Origin of the sequence: Herbidospora solisilvae (assembly GCF_009901565.1) — a bacterium.
GTDB classification, from domain to species: domain Bacteria; phylum Actinomycetota; class Actinomycetes; order Streptosporangiales; family Streptosporangiaceae; genus Herbidospora; species Herbidospora solisilvae.
Window position 1 is genome coordinate 18546 of record NZ_WXEW01000001.1, and the last position, 25904, is coordinate 44449.

A 25904-nucleotide genomic window follows, 5' to 3' on the forward strand; every position below is an offset into this window, starting at 1 on the left:
TGAAACGGCAGCATCGAAGTCGGGCCTGTCGGCCTTCTTGTTCGCGGCATCGAGACCGCCGGGTGATCGATGTGGGATCGAGATCGGCGGCTTGGCGTGTTCGTGTGGGCTGGTTGCGGGTTTGTGGTGATGATGACGCTATGGAAGGAATCGGTTCTAATGAGCCGAAGGGCGGGCAGTCGGCCGTCTCCAGCCGGATCCACGGCGATCTCACGCAGATCGGGCACGTGGCCGGTGACGTCGTCATCAACAACCCCGTGCCCCACTCAGTCCCGGAACAGATCGTCGAGGGTGACATCCCGCAGCAGCCGCGGGCCTTCCAGGAACGCGCCGACCTGCTAGCCCGCTTGCATGAACGGGTTCTGGGGCAGGGCGCAGCCATAGTCGACGCGGTCACAGGAACGCCGGGAGTGGGCAAGAGCCTGCTGGCCGCCTCCTACGCGTGGGCCTGTCACCGGGCCGGGTGGCTGGTCATCGCCTGGATCACTGCCGAGACCGAAGAGCAGATCGTCACCGGTCTGGCGGGCCTGGCTCGCCGGCTAGACCTGGTCGCTCCAGGAGATGAGGCGCATGCCGCTGCGGTGAAGGCGCGGAATTGGCTGGCGGGTACCCGGCAGGCGGCGTTGCTGGTGTTCGACAATGCCGCCCAGGTGGAGCAGGTGCGGCGCTGGTGCCCGGCCACCGGGTCCGCACGGATCCTGATCACCACCCGCAACCGCGCCTTCCACGCCCTCTACGAGGCGGTCGATGTCGGCGTCTTCACTCCCCGCCAGGCCACGGCGTTCCTGCATCAGCGCACCGGTCGCACGGGCCCGGGCGCAGAGGAGGTGGCTGCAGAGCTGGGGTGTCTGCCGCTGGCGGTCGGGCAGGCTGGCGCGCTGATCGCTCGCCGTCGCCTGACCTACCCCGCCTACCTGGCCCTGCTACGCGGCTTCCCCCTGGCCGAATATCTGCCGCAGGCAGCTGGCGGGTATCCGCACGGGGCCGCTCAGGCGATTTTGCTGTCCATCACCCAAGCCGAACAGAGCATCCCCGGGGCGCGGGACATGCTGGAACTGCTGGCGGTGCTGTCGGAGGCCGGCGTTCCCCGGGCGATCCTGTACGGCAGTACCAACCCCGACGACCTCGACCAAGCCGCTGTCGAAAACGTCGACCGGGTGCTGGCCGATCTGGTCGACACCTCGCTGATCAGCTTCAGCGAGGACGGGACCACGGTGCTGATGCACCGGCTGACCAGCCGGGTGCTACGTGAGGGCGCCCACCACACGACAACCAGCAACGACAGCGAAACCAGCGGCAACGAGCTCAAGGGTGGCGGTGACGGCGCGGTGAGCCGAGTTGCCCATGGGCTCGACAACGCCATCAGCCTGCTGCATCGCTTCAACGACCACATCCCTGACGACGTGGCGACCTGGACCGCCGTCGAAGCGCTGGTTGAACAGACCAACGCCCTGTACAGCTTGGCCGCCACTTTCGGTGACCCTCCTGAACCCCTGCTCGTCTTACGCGCCTGGTGTGGGCGGTACCTCATGGACCTGGCCGACCTGGCGCGCGCCACTTCCCTGCTCCAGCAGACCCTGACCGATCGGGTGCGGGTGCTGGGCGGTGACCACCCCCACACGCTGGCCTCCCGCAACGACCTCGCCTATGCCTACCGGGAGGCTGGGGATCTGGGTCAGGCCATCTCGGTGTTCGAGCAGACGTTGGCCGTTCGGGTGCGGGTGCTGGGCGGTGATCACCCCCACACGCTGGCCTCCCGCAACGACCTCGCCGGCGCATATCAGGCGGCGGGGGACCTGGGCCGGGCCATCGCGCTGTATGAGCAGACCCTGGCCGATTATGAGCGGGTGCTGGGCAGCGACCACCGCTACACCTTGATGTCCCGCAACAATCTCGCTGGCGCCTACCAGGCGGTGGGGGACCTGGGCCGGGCTATCCCGGTGTTCGAGCAGACGTTGGCCGTTCGGGTGCGGGTGCTAGGCGGTGATCACCCCCACACGCTGGCCTCCCGCAACAATCTCGCTGGCGCCTACCAGGCGGTGGGGGACCTGGGCCGGGCTATCCCGGTGTTCGAGCAGACGTTGGCCGTTCGGGTGCGGGTGCTGGGCGGTGATCACCCCCACACGCTGGCCTCCCGCAACGACCTCGCCTATGCCTACCGGGAGGCGGGGGACCTGGGCCGGGCCATTCCGCTGCATGAGCGGACCCTGGCCGACTATGAGCGGGTGCTGGGCGGCGACCATCCAGATACCCTGACCTGTCGCAATAGCCTCGCTGGCGCCTATCGGGCGGCGGGGGACCTGGGCCGGGCCGTCCCGCTGCACGAGCAGACGTTGGCTGATCGGGTGCGGGTGCTGGGCGGTGATCACCCCCACACGCTGGCCTCCCGCAACGACCTCGCCTATGCCTACCGGGAGGCGGGGGACCTGGGCCGGGCCATTCCGCTGCACGAGCGGACCCTGGCCGACTGTGAGCGGGTGCTGGGCGGCGACCACCCTCACACTGTGACCGCCCGCAACAGTCTGGCCTACGCCTACCGGGCGGCCGGGGACCTGGGCCGGGCCATCCCGCTGCATGAACAAGCCCTAGCCGACTGTGAGCGAGTGCTGGGCGGCGACCACCCCCACACGCTGGCCTCCCGCAACAACCTCGCTCTCGCCTACTACGCGGCGGAGGATCTGGGCCGGGCCATTCCGCTGCACGAGCAGACGCTGACTGATCGGATGCGGGTGCTGGGCGCCGACCACCCCGCCACCTTGGCCTCCCGCAACGACCTCGCCAGCGCCTACCGGGCGGCAGGGGACCTGGGTCGGGCTCTCCCGCTGTATGAGCAGGCCTTAGCCGACTGTCAACGTGTCTTGGGAGCCGATCACCCCACAACAAGGGCGGTACGTGGCAACATGCTGGCCGTCCGTCAACAGGCCGATGCCGACCCCACCTAGCGATTGCAACAAGGCCAGTGAATAGTCGTGTTTCAAAGGCGACCGCTTATGAAACAGCGACCTCGCAGCGCAAGAGAGGAACTGGGCACCACTTGCTCCCATGGACTCTTCTCACGGGGCCGGGGCGGTCGATGGTCAGTGCGGGATTGAGATCGTCGGGTTGGCGCGTTTGGCTGGGTCGACTGCGGGTTTGTGGCGATGATGACGCTATGGAGGGGATCGGTTCCGATCAGGACCCAGGCCGAGATCTTGGCGAGGGTTCCAGTGCGTCGATTCAGATGGAGGCCACCGCCTCCGGCCATGGCGAGGTCAATCAGGCTGGCCACAATCTGACCGTCAACAAGACGGTGAACACGGTGAACACGGTGAACGTCCACCTTCCGCCACCGGCTCCGCCGGTCGGCCAGATCGTGGAGGGGGACATCCCGCGGCGTCCGCCGGCCTTCCAACCGCGGTCCGGCCTGCTGGATGCGTTGAAAGCGCAGGTCCGCCAGGAGGGGGCGGCGGTCATCGACGCGGTGACCGGCACCCCGGGCGTCGGCAAAAGCATGCTGGCCGCCTCCTACGCCTGGACGTGCCAGCAGGTCGGCTGGCCGCTGATCGTCTGGATCAACGCCCAGCACCCCGACCAGATCCTGACCGGACTGGCCGGCCTGGCCCGCCGCCTGAACCTGCACGACCCCGACGACGACGCACAGGCTGCGGCGCTCAAGGCACGTAACTGGCTGGCCGCCGCCGACCGGCCAGGCTTGCTGGTGTTCGACAACGCCACCGCCGTGGATGATGTCCGGCCGTGGTGTCCGGCCACCGGCGAGGTGCAGATTCTCATCACCACCCGCAACCGGGCCTTCCACACCCTGTTCACCGCCATCGACGTGGGCGTCTTCCCGCCCGAGCAGTCAGTGGCACTGCTGCACCAGCGCACCGGCGACACCACACCGGGCGCCGAGCAGGTCGCCGCCGAGCTGGGGCACCTGCCGCTGGCGCTGGGCCAGGCCGGCGCCTACATCCACCGCCGCCGCATGACCTACTCCACTTACCTCACCCTGCTGCGCGACTACCCCTTGCATAGGCAGCTGCCGCCCCAGGCCCACGACGACTACCCCGATGGGACCGCGGCGGCGATCCTGCTGTCCATCGACCAGGCCGAACAGACCATCCCTCATGCACAAGACATGCTGGAGCTGCTGGCAGTGCTGTCGGAAGCCGGTGTTCCCCGGGCGGTCCTGTACGGCACCATCGACCCTGACCCCGCCGGCACCGAGGGCATCGACCAGTTGCTGGCCGATCTGGCCGACACTTCACTGGTCACCTTCAGCGAGGATGGCGCCACGGTGCTGATGCACCGGCTGACCAGCCGGATCCTGCGTGAACGCGCCCACCACACCACCGCCGATGCCGTTGGAAGCCGCCTGGCGGAGATGCTCGACAGGGGTGTCTACCTGTTGCACCGCTTCAACGCCCACATCCCGACAAGCTCCGCCGCCTGGGCCGCTCGCACCGCAGTCGACATGCTGATGGAACAGACCGCCACGCTCTACGCCCTTGCCGCCGACCTCGACGAACCCTTCGAATCCATCCTTTTCTTACGCGCCAGGTGCGGGCAATACCTCCACGACATAGCCGACCTGACACGCGCCATCCCGCTGCTGGAGCAGACGCTGGCCGACTTCGAGCGAGTACTGGGCGCCGACCACCCGTCCACCCTGGCCTCCCGCAACAACCTCGCCAGCGCTTACCGCGAGGCAGGAGATCTTGGCAGGGCCATCTCGCTGCAGGAGCAGACCTTGGCTGACTGTGAGCGGGTGCTGGGCGGCGACCACCCCGACACCCTGGCCTCCCGCAACAATCTTGCGGGTTCCTGCCGGGCGGCGGGAGATCTGACAAGGGCCATTGCGTTGTTGGAGCGGACCCTGGCCGACAGGGAGCGGGTGCTAGGCGGCGATCACCCCGACACCCTGGTCTCCCGCAACAACCTCGCCGGCGCCTATGAGGCGACAGGAGATCTAGGGCGGAGCATCCCGCTGCACAAGCAGACCCTGGCCGACTTCGAACGAGTCCTGGGCGGCGATCACCCCTCCACTCTGAGCTCTCGCAACAACCTCGCCACCGCCTACCAGACAGCGGGGAACCTCAGCCAGGCCATCCCACTACTCGAGCAGACCCTGGCCGATCGGGAGCGGGTGCTGGGCGTCGACCACCCCGACACCCTGACCTCTCGCAACAACCTCGCCTTCGCCTACCAGGAGGCGGGAGACCTGGGCCGGGCCATCCCCCTGCACCGGCAGACCCTGGCCGATCGGGAGCGGGTGCTGAGCGGCGACCATCCTGACATCCTGCAATCCCGCAACAACCTGGCACTCGCCTACGTGTCGGCGGGAGACATCAGCAGGGCCATTCCTCTGTATGAGCAGGTCCTGACTGAACGGGAGCGGGTGCTGGGCGTCGACCACCCCGACACCCTGAACTCACGCAACAACCTTGGCGGCGCCTACCAGGTCGCGGGAGACCTGAGCAGGGCTATTCCGCTGCTGGAGCAAGCCCTGGCCCACAGGGAGCGGATATTGGGAGACGACCACCCTGACACGCTGTTCGCCCGCAACAACCTTGGCGGCGCCTACCAGGCTGCGGGAGACCTGAGCAGGGCTATTCCGTTGCTGCAGCAGACCCTGGCCGACAGGGAGCGAGTGCTGGGCGGCGACCATCCCCATACCTTGCAGTCCCGTACCAATTTCGCCCATGCCCACTACATGGTCGGCAACTTAAGCCAGGCCCTCACCCTGTTCGCGCAGACGCTGGCCGACTGCGAGCGCGTGCTGGGACCCGATCATCCCCACACCGTGATCTCCCGCGCCAACCTTGCTGGCGTTTACCAGGCAGCGGGAGACTTGGGCCGGGCTGTCCCGCTGTTCGAGCAGAGCCTGGCCCAAGCGGAGCGAGTGCTGGGAGCTGACCACCCGACAACGAGGGTTGTGCGGGGCCACATGCGGACCGCCCTTCGACAGTCCGATTCCGACCTTGATTAGTAGTTGAACGTAGGACGGCACATGCGGCGTTTCACAGGCGACCGTCTGTGCAGCACAGCGGCTGGAACGGGAAGCAGGAGAGCTATCACCTGTTTCTTAAGCGGACGCCTATGAAACAGCCGCGCCGACAGATCGCCACTCGGGGTCCCCAAGAGAAACCGAACTCCGCTCGCTTCCGATGGGCCGGCTTGCGGCGTGAGGTCGGTGGAAGCGGCCGGGTGGGGAGCGGATCGGCGGCGTTCGCGGGTTCGGTGAAACGGCGCGTTGGTTTGTGGCGATGATGACGCTATGGCGGGAAACGGTTCCGGCGCGCTCCGGATGTGGCTGCTGGCGGGGTGCGCGGTGTTGCCGGTCGGGGTCGGTGTGGCGGTCAACCAGATCCTCAACGACGGGAAGTGGAACTGGTGGTGGATTCTTGCCGCGGTGGCGTTGTCGGTCGTGCTGACGTGGGTGACACATCTGCTCACCCGCACCGCGCCGCTCGCGCCGGCCGCTGACCGCAGCGGCGGCGAAGACGCCGGTGAACGGTCGGTCACCGTTAGCGGGGACAACAGCGGGATCGTCTCCACCAGTGATGGTGCCCGCAATGTGCAGATGAACGCGAAGACGTCTGGGTCGGGCCGGGTGTATCAGGCTGGCGGCGACCAGACCATCAACGAGCGATGAACATCCCCCCAGCCGATCAGGGCGGCCAGGGCCCGGACGGCGGCCGGCCGCTGTGGATGCGGGCCATCGCTTCTTCGGGTGGCCGGGTGTATCAGGCCGGCGGCGACCAGACCATCAACGAGAACCAGACGGTGTTGCCGGGTGAGACGTTGCGGCTGGTCGATCAGGTGGCGGCGCCGTCGCATCTGGTGAACATCCCCGCGGGGCATGCTCAGGTGTTCGTGGGCCGGGGTGAGGAACTGGCCGTGCTGGGGGAGGCACTGCCGTCTCCGCGGCCAGGGGCGGAACCGACGGGGGCGGTGGTGGTGGCCGCGCTGCATGGGCTGGGCGGGATCGGCAAGTCCACCCTGGCCGCCCGGTACGCGGCCGCTCATGCGGGGGTGTTCAACCCGGTGTGGTGGATCACCGCCGACACCCCGGCATCGATCGAGGCGGGGCTAGCTGGGTTGGCGACGGCGTTGCAGCCGGAGTTGGCGCGGGTGGTGCCCTCGCCGGTGCTGGCGGCGCGGGCGGCCGGCTGGCTGGCCTGCCACACCGGCTGGCTGTTGATTTTGGACAACGTCACCGACCCCGCGCACATTGCCGCGCTGCTGGACCGGACGCTGACCGGGCGGGTGCTGGTGACCAGCCGGCTGGGCCAGGGCTGGCATCGGTTCGGGGCCAAGGTGCTGCGCCTGGAGGTCCTCGATCCCGATGCTGCGATCAGGCTGTTGTCCACGATCGCCACTGGCGAGGGGCTCAACCCTGTGACCGATACAGCCGGCACCACTGGCGATCCCGATATCGCTGTCGATACCGGTGCTGGTGCCGGTCTGGCGGTACTTGACGGCGCGGCCGAGCTGGTGGAGGCGCTGGGGTTCCTGCCGCTGGCGATCGAACAAGCCGCCGCCTACCTGCACCAAAACCAGCTCACCCCCCGCGCCTACCTGGACCTTCTGGCCACCCACCCCGCGGTCATGTTCGGCCAGGCCGCCGAAGGCGGCGACGCCGGGCGGACCATCGCCCGCATCTGGCGCATCACCCTGGACCAGCTGACCGCGGCCACGCCGCTGGCCGGGGAGCTGCTGCGCATCCTGGCCTGGTACGCCCCCGAACGCATCCCCCGCACCCTGCTGGACGGACTGGCGGAAGCGCCGGTGCTGCAGCAGGCGTTAGGACGGCTGGCCGCCTACAACATGATCACCCTCTACCAGGAGGGGATCACCGTGCACCGCCTGGTCCAGGCTGTCGCCCGCACCCCCCACCCCGACGACCCCCACCGCCGGCCCGCCGATGTCACCACCGCCCGCCAAAACACCACCACCTTGCTGAACCAGGCCCTGCCCGATGTGGACGACCCGGCCCGATGGCCTGACTGGCGCCGGCTGCTGCCCCACATCGACGCCCTCACCGGCCACGCTCCCGCCGCCCTGGACAACGACGACATCAGCTACCTGATGGACCGCGCCGGTACCTTCCTGCGCGGTCAGGGCGCTCTGGCCCGGGCGATCGGCTACCTGCAGCGTGCGCATCAGGCAGACCAGCGCCTTCATGGCCCCGATCACCTCGACACGATGACCTCTCGCAACAACCTCGCCTACGCCTACCTGGCGGCCGGGGATCTGGGCCGGGCCATCCCACTGTTCGAGCAGACGCTGGCTGATCGGGTGAGGGTGCTGGGCGGCGACCACCCTGACACCCTGATCTCCCGAAGCAACCTCGCCAACGCCTACCGGGAGGCAGGGGATCTGGGCCGGGCCATCCCGCTGTTCGAGCAGACACTGGCCGACAGCGTGCGGGTGCTGGGCGGTGACCACCCACACACCCTGGCCTTCCGTATCAGCCTCGCCTACGCCTATCGGGCGGCGGGGCAGCTGAGCCGGGCCATCCTGCTGTTTGAGCAGAACCTGGCCGATCAGGTGCGGGTGCTGGGCGGCGACCACCCCCACACCCTGATCTCCCGAAGCAACCTCGCCGGCGCCTATCGGGCGGCGGGGGAGCTGAGCCGGGCCATCCTGCTGTTTGAGCAGACACTGGCCGATCAGGTGCGGGTGCTGGGCGGCGACCACCCACACACTCTGGCCTCCCGAAGCAACCTCGCCGGCGCCTACCGGGCGGCGGGGGAGCTGAGCCGGGCCATCCCACTGTACGAGCAGACCCTGGCCGACTGTGTGCGGGTGCTGGGCGGCGACCACCCCCACACCCTCACCACCCGTAACAACCTCGCCTCCGCCTACCAGGAGGCGGGGGAGCTGAGCCGGGCCATCCCGCTGCACGAGCAGGCCCTGGCCGACTGTGTGCGGGTGCTGGGCGGCGACCACCCCGACACCCTGCAATCCCGCAACAACCTCGCCGGCGCCTACCAGGCGGCGGGGGACCTGGGCCGGGCCATCCCGCTGCACGAGCAGACACTGGCCGACCGGGGGCGAGTGCTGGGCGGCGACCACCCCGACACCCTGCAATCCCGCAACAACCTCGCCGGCGCCTACCAGGCGGCGGGGGAGCTGAGCCGGGCCATCCCGCTGTTCGAGCAGACGCTGGCTAGATGTGAGCGCGTCCTGGGAACCGACCACCCGACAACGAAGATCGTGCGCGACAACGTGCTGGCCGCTCGCCGACAGGCCAATGCCGACCCCATATAGCGATCGGACACGGTATGGCGATCAGCTGTTTCATAGGCGGACATCTATGAAACACGGCGGTCGTAGCGATGGAACGAAAGCCGCGAGGGTCGAGATTGACCAGCAGCCATCGGACAAGGTGATCCGGTTCACCTGAGAGATCATGGGGCGATATTTAGTCTTGATTTCGGGTGTTTTGCGCGCCTGTGGCAGGCGGGGTTTGCGCCTTTGTGAGTTAGCTTCAGGTGTGGTGATGCGGCGGGCGTGGCGCTGGTGTCTTGCCGGAGTGAGTGCGGTGCTGCCGGTCGCGGTGGGGGTCGCGATCAATCGGGTGGAAGGCGCATGGTGGGTTCAGGCCATCGCATTCGGATCTGCGGTGGTCTTGTTCGGCATCAGTCAGTGGGTGCTGCGCGTTCTTGGCCCGCAGGAGGTGGCGGAGGTTCGGTCTGACTCGGTGGTGGTGGGAGAGGTTCCGCGCGAGCCGCATGCCTTCCAGCCACGAGCCGCGCTGATGACGGCGCTGGAGCAGGGTGCGCGGGCGGAGCGGGTGGTGGTATGCGCGGTCACTGGTACTCGGGGGGTCGGTAAGACTCAGCTCGCCGCGGCGTACGCCCGGCGGCGGGCGAGCGAAGGCTGGCCGCTCGTGGCCTGGGTGAATGCGGAGAACAAGGACCTATTTCTGGCTGGGCTCGACGCGGTCGCGCAAGCTGTGGATGTCGCGGTGGCCGGGGAGGACGCTGAGCAGGGGGCTCGCCGTTTACGCCAATGGCTGGCCGGTCATCCAGGTCCGTGCCTGCTGGTGGTGGACAATCTGACGGACGCCGACGCGGCCGACACTTGGCTGCCGGCGGTTGGCCGTACCCAGATCGTGATCACCAGCAACCGGCGCGAGGTGCACGCGCTCGGACGGGCGGTCCAGGTGGATGTCTTCACCCCGGCCGAAGCGGTGTCCTTTCTTCAGCAGAGGTCTGGCCTGGCCGATGAGAAGGGCGCGCTATCCCTGGCTGAGCAGGTCGGGCGGCTGCCACTGGCGCTGGCTCAGGCCGCTTGGGTGATCCGGCGTCAGCGACTCGACTACGCCACCTATAGGGAGCGGTTGAGTTCGGTTAATCTGGATGAGGTGTTGCCAGCTGTGCCCGGTGAGTCATACCGGCAGGGTGCCGCGCAAGCCGTCGGCGTATCGCTGGCTCAGCTGGAAACCAGTCCGTCCGTCGCCCTGGAACGCGGATTGTTGCAGTTGCTGGCGGTGTTGTCTCCGGCGGGAGTCCCCCGCTCCTGGCTTTATCGCGCTGGCGCTCTGCGGCTGGTGCCCGGTGTGTCGGCGAAGCACTCCATGGTGCGGATCGATGAGGCGATTGGGGCGCTGTCTGACGCGTCATTGGTTGTTATGAGCGTGGATGACCAGGCCGTGCTGATGCACCGCTTCATCCAGCAGGTGATCCGCCACAACACCCGCGGCAAAGGCAAAGCCCGGTGGTCGGGGCTGATACGGAACGCCAGCGAGCTGGTCTGGGAGTGTGGCCCTCAGCTGGCGCGGGTGGTGCTCGACCGCGAAGAACGGGAGACCTTCATCGAGCAGGCCGCCGTCTTGCGGGAACACGCGGCCGGCGATCTCCCGATGGATGTCATCAACCGGATCCTGCTGCTCAGCACCTGGGCGGGCCGATACCTGGAGGGGTGCGGGGACCTGAAACGGGCAATCCCGCTGTTGGAACAGAATCTTGATGACCGCATCCAAGCGCTCGGAGCCGACCACCCCGACACCTTGAACAGCCGCAACAACCTCGCCAGCGCCTGCCAGACGTCGGGAAACCTGGGCCGGGCCATCCCCTTGTATGAGCAAAATTTCGATGACCGTCTCCGGGTCCTCGGTCCGGATCATCCCGACACTTTGAACAGCCGCAACAACCTCGCCAGCGCCTGCCAGATGGCGGGAGACCTGACCCGGACAGTCTCTCTTTTCGAGTTCAACCTCAGCGAGCGGACGCGGCTTCTGGGCCCCGACCATCCAGATACCCTGAGCAGCCGCAACAACCTGGCGACGGCTTACCAGTCAGCCCGTGACCTCGGCAGGCCCATACCTCTGCACGAGAAAACTCTCAGCGACCGTATCCGGGTTCTTGGCCCGGACCATCCGTCGGTCCTGGCCAGCCGCAACAACCTCGCCAGCGCCTACCAGGCGGCAGGAGATCTCGTCCGGGCCGTGCCGATGTTCGAGCAAACCTTTCGCGACTACGTCCGCGTCGTGGGCGCTGAACACCCCGGCACGCTCTCCTGCCGCAATAACCTCGCCAGCGCGTACCAGGCGGCAGGGGATCTGGCGAAGGCCGTGGCTATGTTCGAGCAGAACCTCGACGATCGAGTACGCCTCCTGCGGGCCGAACACCCCGACACGCTCCAGAGCCGCAACAACCTCGCGGTCGCCTACCGCGCGGCCGGTGACCTGAAGAAGGCCATTCTCCTGTTCGAGCGCAACCTCGCCGATCGGCTCCGTGTCCTCGGCGGTGAACACCCCGAGACCCTCCAGAGCTGCAACAACCTCGCCGTCGCCTACCGCGTGGCTGGCGACCTTAAGCGGGCGATTCCTGCCTTCGAGCAGGCCATCGCAAACTACGCTCGGGCGCTCGGCCCCCTGCACCCCGACAGCCTGCAATGCCGCAATAACCTTGCCGTTGCCTACCGTGCAGCGGGCCAGCGGGACAGAGCAAAGGAAATGTTCGAGCAGATCCTGGCCGACTGTGCGGAGACCTTGGGCGCGCAGCATCCGATCACGCTGGCCGTACAGAAGAACCAAGAGGCTTAGAACGGCATTCGGGCGTGGTTCCGAACACCCTGTTTCATAAGTGACCGCTTATGAAACACCCAGTCGCATCTAGCGGCGGCTTCCCCCTTCATCTTGATGGATCACGGGGGACGTCGCAGAGACGTCTTGGTTCTGCAGGACGTCTTGGCAACGTCCTGGGACGTCCCGCAGACACGGCCGTTGGGGGGTGCCGCTCAGCTCTCAAAACCTGCCGGGCTTACCCCTGTTCTGGCACATGTCGGCTTGGCGCGTCACGCGCCGGTGATCCGGTAAAGACCGTCGTCGATGGGGACCGACCGGCTGTGGATGGTGTTCTCCAGGGATGAGGGCCAGCGGGTTGTCGGCGACCACAGCAGGTTGATCAGTAGATCGAGGTCAGCGGGCTGGACCCACGTCATCTTGATGCCGCTGACGTCCACGGCGATGTTCAGCAGGTCGCCCGCGACCGCATGAGCGCTGCGTTCTGCCGACTCCAGTGCCTTGATGAGGGCCTTCAGATTGCGTCTCATGTCGGGCACGTCCCTGCCCAGAGAGTTGTCGATGGAGACGCTGCGGCCCTTGCGGTTGAACAGTTCGCCATCGTTGACCAGGTCGTCCAAATCGCAGAAGTCATCGATGGCCTCCTCCAGCTTCTTGTGTCTGCGCTTGAGCGTGCGGAGCGTGTTCTTGTCGTAGGGCAGACCGAGTTTGCCCCGCTTGCCCAGCTGATCGAAGAGGACTTGCAGCCGCACCTCGGCCAGCTTCAGCGCCGAGCCGATTCCGCGTAGCCGCATTTCGCCATCGTCGTCGTCATTGTCGAAGTCACTGTCCAGCAGCTCGCGGGCGAGACTGAGCGCGTAGTGGAATGTCAGATGAGCGTTGACCGCCTCACGGCGAAGCCGGATGATCTTCCGCTGCCAGCCCGAGTTCAGCCGCTGCCGCGCGGCTCGCCGAACCGGGCCATCCTGCCGGGCCCGCTCATCACCCAGACCATCACCCAGCTCATCGCCCCGCTCATCGCCCGGGTCTTCGCCCGGGTCTTCGTCCGGCCCGGCGGAGGCGGCGTCGGGGGCGGCAGCTTCGATCCGGCCTTCGGCCAGCGCCACCCGGCTCCAGGCCGCTTGCCAGGCCATGATCCGCGCTTTATCGCGTACCCCGCACTCACGCACGAACGCCAGCAGCAGCGACCGCGGCGGCACGCGCTTGCCCTCCAGCATCTGCCCGGTCACGGTACGGGAGAGCCGGATCTGGCTGTGCTTGGTCTTGTCATCCAGCGTGCGCAAGGACACATCAGCCAGCCGGTAGATCTCTTTGAGCTTGACCGCCAGATCGTGAAGAGTGGCCACTCCACTGGGATCCACGCGCGAGGCCAATTCAGGGTCGGGGCCTGAAAACGGCACGGCCTTCTCGGCCGGCGCGGTATCGGCGCCGTCCTCGCCTAAGCCGTCTACGAGCTCATCGGACGGGTCTTGCTCCATGGGGGCCCTTCCTGTCGTCGCACCGCTCGCCCGACTATCGGTGCGCAGCCCCTCATCGCAACATCGCCCGACGCGACCTGCTCACCCACTCCCCCTCGCCCTTCGGCGAAAGGCCATCCGCCGGCGCCGGCCCCGGCGGGCGGCCCCGGACGGCTCCTCAATGGCGCCGGCTGGAGCTGTGCCGACCCATCAGATGGCCGGCACTGGCTGCGGATGACCGCCGGTGGGCGCCGGGTGGGCGCCGGGTGGGCGCCGGGTGGGCGCCGGGTGGTCATCGGGTGGTCATCGGGTGGAGGTGAGTGGCCAGCCGATGGCCGCTGATGGACCGGCATGGCCGTTGAGGTGGGCGGACACCGCCCCGGCCGCTTACCTGAAGCCACCACCCCGTGCGGCGGGACTCAGCCGATCACGACGTGCGGGGCCGCTGGATCTTCCAGGAAGGAACAGCCGATGATGCCCCACCTGGCCCTCGCAGCCATAACCATGATGATCTCCCTGGCCTTGCCGATCTGGCTCTACCTGTATTCCGCCGACCCTGGCAAGCGATCTCGGGCCCTGCGCCTGTTGCGCCTGCTGCTGCGCCGCTGAGGAAGCAACGCCACTCCCGACAGCACGCCGCGGCGGCCACCGGCCGGTTGGCTGGCCAGCGGCCGCCGCGGTGGCGAGACATCCCGGTAGTCAGAAAACGCGATCCTCTGAGAATCACGGAACCTGTTATGGAGGAACTCCCGGGGTGATTGGTCGAGCTCGATCCGTCCCGCCCGGCGCGTAACGTCACCGCGCGGTTCCCGAACACTGGAAGGACGACCCTGGCCGAAGACCGTTCTGTTTCATGGGTGGATCCCGCTGAAACACGACGTCGGATTGCGGCTCGGACGAGCAATCACCTGTTTCTTGAGCGAACGCCTATGAAACGCGGCGAATCGACAGCGACGGCAGCGAGTTCACGGCAAAAGCCCGAACTTAGCGCACTTTCGGAGGGCGCCCGCTTACCTCTGGGCGAGGCCGACTGCCCAGGTGTGGGATCGAGTTCAGACTGTTGCTGGGCTCCGGTGAAACGGGGCGCCGGTTTGTGGCGATGATGACGCTATGGCGGGAAACGGTTCCGGTGCGTTCCGGATGGTGTTGCTGGCGGGTACGGCGGTATTGCCGATCGGGGTCGGCGTGGCCGTCAACCAGATCCTCAACGACGGGAAGTGGAACTGGTGGTGGATCCTAGTCGCGGTGGCGATCTCGGCCGTGCTGACGTGGGTGACCCATCTGCTCACCCGCCCCACGCCGGCCGCTGACGGGAACGGCGGCAAAGACGCGGGTGAGCGATCGGCCACCATCGGCGGTGCCAACAGCGGGATCGTCTCCACCGGCGATGACGCGCGCAATGTGCAGATGAACGCGGAGGCGTCGGGGTCGGGGCGGGTGTATCAGGCCGGCGGCGACCAGACCATCAACGAGCGATGAGCAGTTCAAGGTCGGCCGGCCAGGAAGAACCTGGCCAGGGACCTGACGCGGGTGCCGGTGATTCAATCTGGATGAAGGCCGAAGCCTCCGGGCACGGCAAGACGTATCAGGCCGCTCGCGACCAGAACTTTATCGAGATGAACTTCCACCTGCCGCCGTTGCCTCCACCGGCCCGGCAGATCGTCGAGGGCGACATCCCCCAGCAGCCGCGCGCATTTCAGGAGCGTGGCGATCTGCTGGAGCGGCTGCACCGGCGGGTGGTACAGCGGGGTGGTGCGGTGGTCGATGCGGTCACCGGCACGCCGGGGGTGGGTAAGAGTCTGCTGGCCGCCTCCTACGCCTGGGCGTGCCAGCGCGCTCAGTGGCCGGTCATCGCCTGGATCAGCGCCGAGACCGAGGAGCAGGTTGTCACCGGGCTGGCGGGCTTGGCCCGCCGTCTGGAGCTGTGGTCGGCCGATGATGACGCGCACACCGCGGCGGTCAAGGCGCGTGACTGGCTGGCCGCCGCTGATGAGCCGGCACTGCTGGTGTTCGACAACGCCGCCGACGTGCGGCAGGTGAAGAGGTGGTGCCCGGCCACCGGGACGACCCGGATCCTGATCACCACCCGCAACCGCGCCTTCCACGCCTTGTACGAGGCGGTCGACGTCGGTGTCTTCACCCCCGGCCAGGCGACGGCCTTCCTGCACCAGCGCACCGGCTCCACCGGCTCGGGCGCTGAGGAGGTGGCGGCGGAGTTGGGGTTGCTGCCGCTGGCGGTCGGGCAGGCCGGCGCCTACATCCACCGCCGCCGCCTGACCTACCCCGCCTACCTGACCCTGCTACGCGGCTATCGGCTGGACCGGTATCTGCCGAACACCGCTGAGGGGTATCCGCACGGGACCGCGGCGGCGATCCTGCTGTCGGTCGACCAGGCCGAACAGACCATCCCCGGCGCGCGGGACATGCTAGAGCTGCTGGCGGTGCTGGCCGAGGCCGGCGTCCCCAGAGCGGTCCTGTACGGGACCCCCGACCCGCACCTCGACCCCGCCGACACCGAAGACGTCGATCAGGTGCTGGCTGATCTGGTCGACACCTCGCTGATCAGTTTCAGCGAGGACGGGACGACGGTGCTGATGCACCGGCTGACCAGCCGGGTGCTGCGTGAACGCGCTCACCACACCACGACAACGACAACGACAACGACAACGACCAGCAATAACAACGACAGCGAAACCAGCGGCACCGCCAGCGATGGCAAAAGCGGGCAGAGCGGGGAGAGCCGCCTTGCCCGAGCGCTTGCCAACGCCATCGCTCTGCTGCACCGCTTCAACACCGACATCCCCGACGACGCGGCGACATGGAGCGCCCGATCGGCCGTCGAAGCGCTGGTCGAGCAGACCACCGCCCTCTACAGCCTGGCCACCGCCTTCGGGGACCCTTTTGAACACCTGCTCGTCTTACGCGCTTGGTGCGGCATGTACCTCAAGAACCTGGCCGACTTGGCTCGTGCCACTCCCCTGCTCCAGCAGACCCTGGCCGACCAGGTGCGGGTGCTGGGCGGCGATCACCCCGACACCCTGGCCTCACGCAAGAACCTCGCCGGCACTTATTACGCGGCGGGGGATTTGGGCCGGGCCGTCGCGCTGTTCGAGCAGACCTTGGCTGGTCGGGTGCGGGTGCTGGGCGGCGATCACCCCGACACCCTGGCCTCCCGTAACAACCTCGCCAGCGCCTATGAGTCGGCGGGGGATCTGGCCCAAGCCATTGCGCTGTACGAGCAGACCCTGGCCGACTTCGAGCGGGTGCTGGGCGGCGACCACTCCAACACCCTGACCTCCCGCAACAACCTCGCCAGCGCTTATTACGCGGCGGGGGATTTGGGCCGGGCCATCCCGCTGTTCGAGCAGACCTTGGCCGATCAGGTGCGGCTGCTGGGCGGCGATCACCCCGACACCCTGGCCTCCCGCAACAACCTCGCCAGCGCCTATGAGTCGGCGGGGGATCTGGCCCAAGCCATCGCGCTGCATGAGCAGACCCTGGCCGATCGGGTGCGGGTGCTGGGCAGCGACCACCCCTCCACCTTGAACTCCCGTAATAACCTCGCTCACACTTACCAGTCAGCGGGGGACTTAGGCCAGGCCATCCCGTTGCACGAGCAGACCCTGGCCGATCAGGAGCGAGTGCTGGGCAGCGACCACCCCAACACCCTGATCTCCCGCAACAACCTCGCCTACGCCTTCAGGGAGGCGGGGGACCTGGGCCGGGCCATCCCGCTGTACGAGCAGACCCTGGCCGATCAGGAGCGAGTGCTAGGCGGCGATCACCCCGACACCCTGCTCTCCCGCAACAACCTCGCCGGCACTTATTACGCGGCGGGGGATTCGGGCCGGGCCATCCCGCTGTACGAGCAGACCCTGGCCGACTGCGAACGCATCCTGGGAACCACTCATCCCACAACCAAAACCGTGCGCAGCAACCTGTCCGCCGCCCGCCGGACAGGACAACCAGCAAGTACGGGTACGGCTGCCGGGCAACGGACACAGGGATACGGGAACTTGGACCGCAACGCACCCTGCGCGTGCGGATCAGGCAAGAAGTACAAACGCTGCCACGGCGCGCCACCGACCAAGTGAATCGGCTAAGACATCCCCATCGCACGGCAAGCCCGACATCATTTCTCTCGCACAGATACGCGGATTGAGCCGAGCGGTGTTCAAAAGCGACCGTTTTTGAAACAGCTACGCGGGACACATTGGGACGTCTGGGGCGATGTCATTGGACTCTCAGGACGTCTCACGGACGTCTCAGGGACGTCCTGGTAAGCGGTGCCGGATCCTCATCACGACCAGGCCTTCTGTCACATTGGGTGATCGTCTCAGGGTTTGTCTACGTCTTCGTGTCACCGCCTATGTGCAGGCGCGCGCGAGGACGTAGACGAAGACAACCGCTGAGACAATCACGAAGCGTTACCCGAAGGGATACGACCCCCTCTGCCCACCGTCCGCGCGGACCTCCCGGCCGGTCAACAGGCCAGCCTCGGCACCGACTCGGGCCGAGCCGAAGGGAGGCCCGTGGCGGACCACCACGGACCAGTGCTGATCCGCGGGCTCGCCCTGGGCGAGGCCGGTGAGAAACGAGGCGGGCGAGGAACACGGCATCGACCTCACCACCGGCCGACTGGAAGCGCCACGGCTGCGACTCCGGCGCCACCGCGCCGGATGGACGGCCCCCTGGCCATGCCGGCGTGCGACAGCCGCGGGTGCCTGGCGGTGAGCATCGGCGCACCGGCTCCAGCGGTCCCGCCCATCTTCACGATGGTCCTGGCCGGTGAACGGTCCTGGCCGGTGAACGCGAACGGCCCCGACACCATAAAGGTGGCGAGGCCGCTGCGAGACGTAGCCCCCACGATACGCGATCACCGGACCGACCAGCACGAGAACACGAGAACGAGATGCCCGCCACGAGATCGACGCGATCGACAAGGTCAGCCAGATCGGCGAGGCGCTCGATCCCGTCCACCGTCCGGCAGCGCTGAGGCGATCACCGCACGCGACCGGTGGTGGGTCGAAGCGGATCAAGGCCTGGCCGGCCCCCGCGCGGGAGCCGGGCTCAGGCTGGGTCAGCGGTGGGTGATCCACCAGATGGCCAGATGAACCGGGGCGGCGGCCAGAGCCGCGGCCAGGCCGCGGACGGCGGCGATCAGCGCGATACGGGCCAGGCGGCGGGCGTGCTGCCGGTTAGTCATGATGGTCTCCTCACGGTGACCCCCGGGGCCTTGGAACGGCCCGGGGTGTTGGCCGTGATTGAGCCGGTACGGACGGTTTTCCGGTTGGCGCGTCCTTGTCGCCTGTGAGCGGGCAAGGTGGTGGCCTCGGGAAAGCGCGAGGTGCCGGGTTTTCCGGTGGGCGGGGATCCGGAATCGGATCCGGAACGATGACGTACAGGTCAGCGGCGATGACGTGCAGGGGTGTGGTGTGAGTCAGGCGGAGGATGCCACGGCCGTCTACGCCCGCGCGTTACAGGCCCTGTATGAGGCCGCGGGCGAGCCGATCGGCGCGGAGATCACGCGTCAGGCCGCCGCGCAGCGGCCGCCGTTGAAGGTGAGCGCCTCCTCCTGGAGCGACTGGCTCAACGGGCGCAACGTTCCCTCTGATGAACGGCTGGCGCTCTGGCTGGTCACCTACCTGACGGCACGAGCCCGGAACAAGACGCCGGGCTACTCCCCTCGCCCCAAGGCGTGGTGGGAGAGCACGCGCAAGCGGGCGCTGGCCGAACGCCGCCAGGGGGCCCGCGCCGGCGGCCGCCCGCGCCTGCCGCGTTCTCCCGCAGCCCTGGATGGGCCGTCCCCGGATGCGCCGCCGCTGGTGCAGGCGGGGCAGATCCCCGCGGCGGCGGACTGTTTCCAGGACCGGGAGATCGCCGAGCGGTTGCGGCGAGCAGCCGCCGCCGAGGGGACGGTGGTGCTGTGCCAGGTTTTGGCGGGGATGGGCGGGGTCGGTAAGACACAGCTGGCCGCCGCCTACGCCCGTGATGCTCGCGAGCGGGGGGTGCGGGTGCTGGTGTGGGCCGGCGCCTCCTCCCGCGCCGAGATCATCGCCGCCTACGCTGAGGCGGCGGTCAAACTCGGGGTGGGCGAGCGGGAGGATCCCGAGCGGGCGGCGCGGGAGTTTTTGATCTGGGCCGACACCACCACCATCCCGTGGCTGATCGTTCTGGACGACCTGCACGATCCGGCTGACCTGCGCGGGCTGTGGCCGCCGGCTTCGGTGTCGGGGACGGCGGTGGTGACCACCCGCCGCCGCGACGCCGCCTTGGCCGGCCCCCACCGACATCTGGTCCACGTCGGCATCTACAACCTTGAAGAGGCCCGCGCTTATCTGCGCGCCAAACTCGGCGCCCTGGCCGGTGACCAGACGGGAGACCAGGCCGACCAACCGGCAGCGGAGGAGGTCAGGGAGCTGGACGCGCTGGCCGAGGAGCTGGGCCGGCTGCCGCTGGCGCTGGCCCAGGCCGCCGCCTTCATGATCGACCAAGAGATCGGCTGCGCCCGCTACCGGCACCTGCTGGCCGGAAAACTCCTGGCCCACACCGTCCCCGAGACCGGCGGGCTGCCCGATGACCACCAGAGGATCATCGCAGCTACTTGGGATCTGTCGATCGAGCAGGCCGACCGGGCCCGGCCGGCCGGGCTGGCCCGGCCGCTGCTGAACCTGGTCAGCGTGCTGGACCCCAACGGCATCCCCGCCACCGTCCTGACCAGCCCACCCGCCCGCCACTATCTGGCCGCCTACCTCTCCGCCCCTCCACTGGACACAACTGAAACGGGCCCTGAGGCCGACCTCGATGTCGAGGTGGAGAGGGTGGATCAGGCGTTGCGGGTGCTGCACCGGTTCAGCCTCATCGACCACGACCGCGGCGCCCTCCACCGTGAAGTGCGTGTCCACCAGCTCATCCAGCGCGCCACCCGCGAGAACATCGCCACCCAACCCGATCTCGGCCCTGAGCTGTTCGCCGAACTCGCCCACACCGCTGCCGACGCCCTCCTGGCGGCGTGGCCGGACGCCGAACGCGATCAGATCGGCACGGTCCTACGCGCCAACACCACCACATTGGAGACATCCACCGGCACCGCCCTATGGGAAGGGGGCGGCGAGAAGACCAGCCACGAAGCACACCCGGTGCTGTCTCGCGCCGCCACAAGCCTGGGCGAAAGCGGGCAGGTGAGCGCCGCCATCGCCGAATACACCCGCCTGCACGCCACTGCCACTCGCCTTCTCAGACCTGACCATCCCGACACGCTGACCACCCGGCACCACCTGGCACGCTGGCTGGGGGAGGCCGGGGACGTGGCCGGCGCGGCCACCGCCTACCAGGAGCTGCACACCGATCGGCTGCGGGTGCTGGGACCCGACCACCCCGACACGCTGACCACCCGGGGCAACCTGGCTCGCTGGCTGGGGCAGGCGGGAGACGTGGCCGGCGCGGCCACCGCCTTTCAGGACCTGCTCACTGACTTCTTGCGGGTGCTGGGACCCGACCACCCCGACACGCTGACCACCCGGGGCAACCTGGCGTACTGGCTGGGGCAGGCCGGGGACGTGGCCGGCGCGTCCACCGCCTACCAGGACCTGCTCACCGACTACCTGCGGGTGCTGGGACCCGACCACCCCGACACGCTGACCACCCGGGGCAACCTGGCGTACTGGCTGGGGGAGGCCGGGGACGTGGCCGGCGCGGCCACCGCCTTTCAGGACCTGCTCACCGACGTCTTGCGGGTGCTGGGACCCGACCACCCCGACACGCTGACCACCCGGGGCAACCTGGCTCGCTGGCTGGGGCAGGCGGGAGACGTGGCCGGCGCGGCCACCGCCTTTCAGGACCTGCTCACCGACGTCTTGCGGGTGCTGGGACCCGACCATCCCCACACGCTGACCACCCGGGGCAACCTGGCGAACTGGCTGGGGCAGGCCGGGGACGTGGCCGGCGCGTCCACCGCCTACCAGGACCTGCTCACCGACTACCTGCGGGTGCTGGGACCCGACCACCCCCACACGCTGACCACCCGGCACAACCTGGCGTACTGGCTGGGGCAGGCCGGGGACGTGGCCGGCGCGGCCACCGCCTTTCAGGACCTGCTCACCGACGTCTTGCGGGTGCTGGGACCCGACCATCCCGACACACTGACCACCCGGCACAACCTGGCCTACTGGGCCCGGCGCCGCCAGGAGGAGGTCGATGATCTGTCGGGTGAAGGCAGTTAAGGTGGCTCGCCATTCCGTCATTCGGGCCTGATTCGGGCCATCATAATCAGGTTTCAGCTCGCATTACAGAGGACGGTTCGGTGACGACGGGCTCACGTGTTCGGGCGGGCCGTCACGGTCTACTCGATCACCTGGGCGGGCTGACCGCTTCGCCCTGGTCCTGGCCGGGCCTGGCCGGCGAGACATGAACGTTCCCTGACCTACACGAAGCCAGCACCCACCGGCTCAACAACGTGACGATCGGTAGACGTTGGTACGGGTCGGTTTTCGGGGCCACCGTGCCTGGGCCCAGTTAGAAGGCCACGATGCTGGAGGCGCTGGACGGGTCCGGCGACCCCAGGACCAGCGATCCGGGGCGAACGACCGGGGCATGCCGGCCGACCGCGACGCCCAGGACGTGAACCCGTGGACGGACGGGCAACCGGGGTGAAACAACTGACGATCCGGCCAGGCGGGCCTCAGGGCTCCAGATGTCGGGTGATGTCCTTGATCTTCACCATCGCCCTCAACCTCGGCTCCAGGCGGCTGCGGATGCGCTTGGCAATGCGGACTTTTCTCGCGCCCTCGACCCGCCATTCCACCCGCATGTCGTTCGCCTTCGCAATCTCGGCCTGACGGCGCATCTGGTCCGACCAGCTCTCCTCCTTGAGCCGCTGGAATTCGTCGCGGCGTCGCTCGATGACGTCCTCTACGGCGCGCCGGGCCCCGCTGATCTCGTCGAGGACGTCGAAGTCACGAGGGCTCCGTGGATCGCGGCCGAGCGTGCGGTGGCCCTGGTCGGACTTGACCTCCACCATCGTCTGACGGGTCCACGGGTCGCGTGGGCCGAATTCGCCGGTGAAACCGTCGATCTCGGCGGTGATGCCGGTTCGCCGGTCGGTGACCCGGTAGGACCAGTCGCCGCGATCGGTCGCCAGCCATTCGGCATAGGTTCCCAGCCGGGAGAAGCCCCGTTTCAGGGCGCGGATCCGGAGATTCGCGAAGCCCGGCTGCGCCTTGGAGAGCAGCCGCCAACGGGACCGCTGGGCGGGATCCAGACGCGGATCCCCCCACGGCGGTTCCTGGCCGGCGCCCTGACTCTGAGGCCCGGCGGAGGAAGGAGGCGTTTTCGCCGAGGACCCTCCGCCGCCCTTCGTCGCGTTGGCCGCCATCGCGACGACGAGCGCGGAACGTCCGAAGGAGGAGGCGGCCACGACAGGCAGGGTCGCCGTGGCGCGGGCTGCGGTGACGGCAGCGGGCGGAGGGCCGAACAGTCCGGGCCCGGGGGGTGAGCCAACGGTCCAGAGGAATTCGCCGATGCTCGCGACCATCATGGTGAGTTCCAGCGCCTGCTTGATGTCACGCAGTCGTTGCCACTGCGCGTTCCACTCGGTGAGCTGGGGCATGATCGCGCCGAGCTGGTGGTCGAACTGCCGCCACGCGTTCAGGGCCGTTTCGTGGTCGTGGCGGTCGATCGCGTCGATGATCGGCCGACTCTCATCTCTGATGGACTCCCACATCTTCCTGTAGTCGTCGCCGAGTGTTCCGTTGTCATGCCAGGAGGCGGCCATCAGAGCGGCGGGCATGAGTCTGATGGTGGCCACCGTGTGCAGCATGACAGCTTCGTTGGCGGCCACGGCGGCCTCCTCGAGCGCACGGGTCCTGTCGGCACCCGTGGCCCGCCGTCCCTTCTCGAGAGTCTCGCGTGCCCGCTCGACGGCCTTCCTCTGCACGCGGCCGAAGGCTCCGTACGACTGGAAGACGATCTCGGTGAGGGCGAGACGTGCCTCCTTCCGTTCGCCGTAGCTGGCGCCGAGGTCGCTGTTGAGATAGGCCAGCAGGCTCCAGTAGAAATCGAACATCCGGCCCGCGGCGGCCATCGTCGCGGCCGGGCTCTGATACCAGGGCGTGTGCTCCGGGGTCCGGTCCAGGTCGTAGGCGAGGAAGCCCAGCGTGCCGGTGTCGACGTTGCTCAGGACCTCCTCGACGGCGGCGCCGAGGTTCGGTTCGTCCGCTGGTTCCGTCTCCTGGACGGCTCTTGCCATGGGGCCGGCGATCCAGTCGTCCAGCGGTCGTTCGATCAGCTCACGCGCCGCGTCGCGGACGACAGTCTCGGCGGGGGCCGTCACGACTTGGTCGGCCTGCTCGACGGTGATCGCCTGCGAGGCCTGGTCATGGCCAGAGTCGTCGGCGGGGGTGGCGAGCCCGGCCCGGACGGCGGTGATCCAGACGGGCTCGAACTCTATCTCGGCGGCGCCCGCCGACGGCGGCCGCCCGGGCTCGGGCGCCGAGCCCGTGTAACCGGACGCCGTCGTGCCGTGTAGGACGCCGGTGTATCCGTCGGCCGAGCTGTAGCCGACCGAATGGTCGGATTGGACGACTCCGGTGTAGCCAGCCATGCCGGTCACCGGTTACCGTTGCCGGCCACCGCCGCAGGCACGATCTCGATGTCGGGTTTGTCGCCGAGAATCTTCTCGAACGCCTCGACTCGCTCCCCTTCCGGCCGCTGGTGGACGAGGTCGAGTGCGTCGGTCGTGCGGCGGGTGTCGGCGCGGCGCCATTCGATCTCGGCCTCACGGGAGCGCAGGTCGAGCGACTGCAGCGCGGAAGCGTAGGTGTCTAGGGCGTCGGCCTGGCCGAGCAGCGCCTCGGCGACGATGTTGTCGGTGCGCAGCACGACGGAGGTCCGCGCGGTCACGACGCCAGGCACTTTGCGAGTCTGGTCGTCCTGACCGACAGGATCGGAGGCGATGCGCCAGCTGTAGCGGGCGTCCAGTGGCGAATCGGCCAGCTTCAGTCGGCCCTCGTCGTCGAGTTCGGCGGGCGTCCACTTGTAGACGCCGCCGTCTCTGACGCCGTGCTCCAGCATCGTCTGCGGCGTTCCGGTGTGGTCGATGCACTCAGTCACCATGCCGAGGACGAGCCGGGCGACCTCTTCCCGCCTGTCCGGCGCGACGTACCGGTCGAGCAGTTGCCGCAGTCGTGCCAGAGGTACGACCTCGGCGGATCCTGGGTTGCCGTTGTAGAACGCGACCTGCACGCTCTTCAAGCTCGTCACAGTCTCGTGGGTCTGGTTGAGCTCGCGGAACACGAAGTTGAGCACCCGCCGCAGATTGGTGTTGGCTATCTCGCGCACGGTGGTTTGCGAGGAGCCGCTTTCCGACTGCGACTTCGTCTGCGATTGGACGGCCTGGTTCCTGCTCGTGTTGACCTGAGCGGCGTGCTCCTGGCTGCTGTCGCGGACGCTGGTCGAGAACTCCTGCCGCGCCTCCTGGTGGTTGGCCGAGAAGTTCGCCTCGACGGACGCGGACGCGCTCACGAGACCGATGCTCCCCGAGGCCGAGGCCTTGGTGCCCACGGAGACCGCCCAGCCGCCCTGGTCCTGGAACGCCGATCCCGACTGCGCCATGAGGGAGGAGGTGAAGCGGGTTTGGGCGGCCGTGTCGGAGGAGTCGAAGATCGAGGAGGAGTCCTCCCGGGAGGTGGAGTCTGATCGCCACGTCTCGACGGTGATGGTGGTGCGCTCGCCGGGGAGCAAGGTGAAGGTCTGAAGCGTCCGACCGAGCCCGTAGTCGCCCAGGAACATCGACAGCTGCCAGGTCTCGACGAGGGCGATGCGGGGTGTGCCCGCCTTGGTGACGTCGTAGTCGACCGTTCGCGCGCTCAGGCCAATTCCCGGCGTGGGGACCTGGATGGTGGTCTCGGGTGTGCCGGCGCTAATGGCTTGCGTCTGCCGCGTGGCCAGGCCTTCGAGATAGGTGTCCCGAAGCCGGCGCTGGGCGTCGACGCCATCGATCTGAATGAGGAGGGGCGCGGTCACCTGCGCTTTCTCCTCGCCTCCGGCGACCCGGGGAACACCCGGCAGGGACACGAGCTCGGGTCTGCCGAAGACCTCGCTCGCCAGCCGCAACGATGGCCGCGTGGCCGGAGGCAACATGCGTTCGTACAGGTCACGAAGGCGGGCGTTGTCGACGCGGCGGACCTTGCCGTCCACCTCTTCCACGACTCCGAGGGAGGACAGAGAGGTTCCCGCCGACCTCCCCGGGCCGAGGAAATGACCCTCGGGAATGTCCAGGGGAATGATCCGCTGGAATGAATAGGAACCCGGCAGTGGCACGTCATACCTGATGGACGCGGCCCGGCTGCCTTCGTCTCCGAATTGCGCGATGCTTTTGGCGATAATGGGGTCTTCCGATACGGGCATCAGCGGCCTCATCGTTTCCGCTCGTG

At 68.1% G+C, this 25904-nt stretch carries 13 protein-coding genes; 9 read left to right on the forward strand and 4 right to left on the reverse strand.

What is annotated here, in order from left to right; translation table 11 throughout:
- The first annotated feature begins 140 nt into the window (after positions 1-140).
- The 5 genes from GT755_RS00060 to GT755_RS40855 all read left to right on the forward strand — a co-directional run bounded on the left by GT755_RS00060 (position 141) and on the right by GT755_RS40855 (position 12037).
- Positions 141-2942, forward strand: coding sequence for a tetratricopeptide repeat protein (locus tag GT755_RS00060; RefSeq protein WP_161477630.1), 2802 nt, complete (start codon positions 141-143; stop codon positions 2940-2942).
- A 209-nt stretch (positions 2943-3151) separates the two neighbouring features.
- Complete coding sequence (locus GT755_RS00065; protein ID WP_161477631.1) at positions 3152-5968, forward strand: tetratricopeptide repeat protein; 2817 nt, start codon at positions 3152-3154, stop codon at positions 5966-5968.
- Positions 5969-6256: 288 nt separating this feature from the next.
- Positions 6257-6634 carry a hypothetical protein gene (locus GT755_RS38340; protein ID WP_202609492.1) on the forward strand — a complete coding sequence of 126 codons (378 nt, stop codon included), beginning with the start codon at positions 6257-6259 and terminating at the stop codon, positions 6632-6634.
- Positions 6631-9255 carry a tetratricopeptide repeat protein gene (locus tag GT755_RS00070; protein WP_202609493.1) on the forward strand — a complete coding sequence of 875 codons (2625 nt, stop codon included), beginning with the start codon at positions 6631-6633 and terminating at the stop codon, positions 9253-9255. The genes GT755_RS38340 and GT755_RS00070 overlap by 4 nt, the downstream gene beginning before the upstream one ends.
- Positions 9256-9520: 265 nt before the next feature.
- Positions 9521-12037, forward strand: a complete 2517-nt coding sequence (locus GT755_RS40855) for a tetratricopeptide repeat protein (RefSeq protein ID WP_161477632.1) — start codon at positions 9521-9523, stop codon at positions 12035-12037.
- A 251-nt stretch (positions 12038-12288) separates the two neighbouring features.
- Here the strand turns inward: GT755_RS40855 and GT755_RS00080 are convergent, their stop codons facing one another.
- A complete protein-coding gene (locus GT755_RS00080) occupies positions 12289-13494 on the reverse strand; it encodes a hypothetical protein (RefSeq protein WP_161477633.1) in 1206 nt (401 codons plus the stop codon).
- Positions 13495-13944: 450 nt separating this feature from the next.
- On the opposite strand from GT755_RS00080, the gene GT755_RS00085 reads away from it, so the two are divergent.
- From GT755_RS00085 to GT755_RS00090, 3 genes are all read left to right on the forward strand, one after another.
- Positions 13945-14082, forward strand: coding sequence for a hypothetical protein (locus GT755_RS00085; protein WP_161477634.1), 138 nt, complete (start codon positions 13945-13947; stop codon positions 14080-14082).
- Between the two features lie 501 nt (positions 14083-14583).
- Positions 14584-14952: a hypothetical protein gene (locus tag GT755_RS38345; RefSeq protein ID WP_202609494.1), complete on the forward strand. Its 369-nt coding sequence runs from the start codon at positions 14584-14586 to the stop codon at positions 14950-14952.
- 71 nt (positions 14953-15023) lie between these two features.
- Complete coding sequence (locus GT755_RS00090; protein ID WP_161477635.1) at positions 15024-17567, forward strand: tetratricopeptide repeat protein; 2544 nt, start codon at positions 15024-15026, stop codon at positions 17565-17567.
- A gap of 986 nt (positions 17568-18553) precedes the next feature.
- Here GT755_RS00090 and GT755_RS40355 read toward each other — a convergent pair.
- The gene (locus GT755_RS40355; RefSeq protein WP_268903062.1) at positions 18554-18679 is read right to left on the reverse strand and encodes a hypothetical protein; all 126 of its coding nucleotides are present in this window, start codon (positions 18677-18679) and stop codon (positions 18554-18556) included.
- 229 nt (positions 18680-18908) lie between these two features.
- On the opposite strand from GT755_RS40355, the gene fxsT reads away from it, so the two are divergent.
- Positions 18909-21695, forward strand: a complete 2787-nt coding sequence (gene fxsT, locus GT755_RS00095) for an FxSxx-COOH system tetratricopeptide repeat protein (protein ID WP_202609495.1) — start codon at positions 18909-18911, stop codon at positions 21693-21695.
- Positions 21696-22153: 458 nt separating this feature from the next.
- Here the strand turns inward: fxsT and GT755_RS00100 are convergent, their stop codons facing one another.
- Both GT755_RS00100 and GT755_RS00105 read right to left on the reverse strand, forming a co-directional pair.
- Entirely contained in the window at positions 22154-23803 is a 1650-nt protein-coding gene (locus tag GT755_RS00100) for a hypothetical protein (RefSeq protein WP_161477636.1), read from the reverse strand.
- A 275-nt stretch (positions 23804-24078) separates the two neighbouring features.
- Positions 24079-25890 (reverse strand): hypothetical protein, encoded by a 1812-nt coding sequence (locus GT755_RS00105; RefSeq protein WP_161477637.1) that lies wholly within the window; start codon positions 25888-25890, stop codon positions 24079-24081.
- Positions 25891-25904 lie beyond the last annotated feature (14 nt).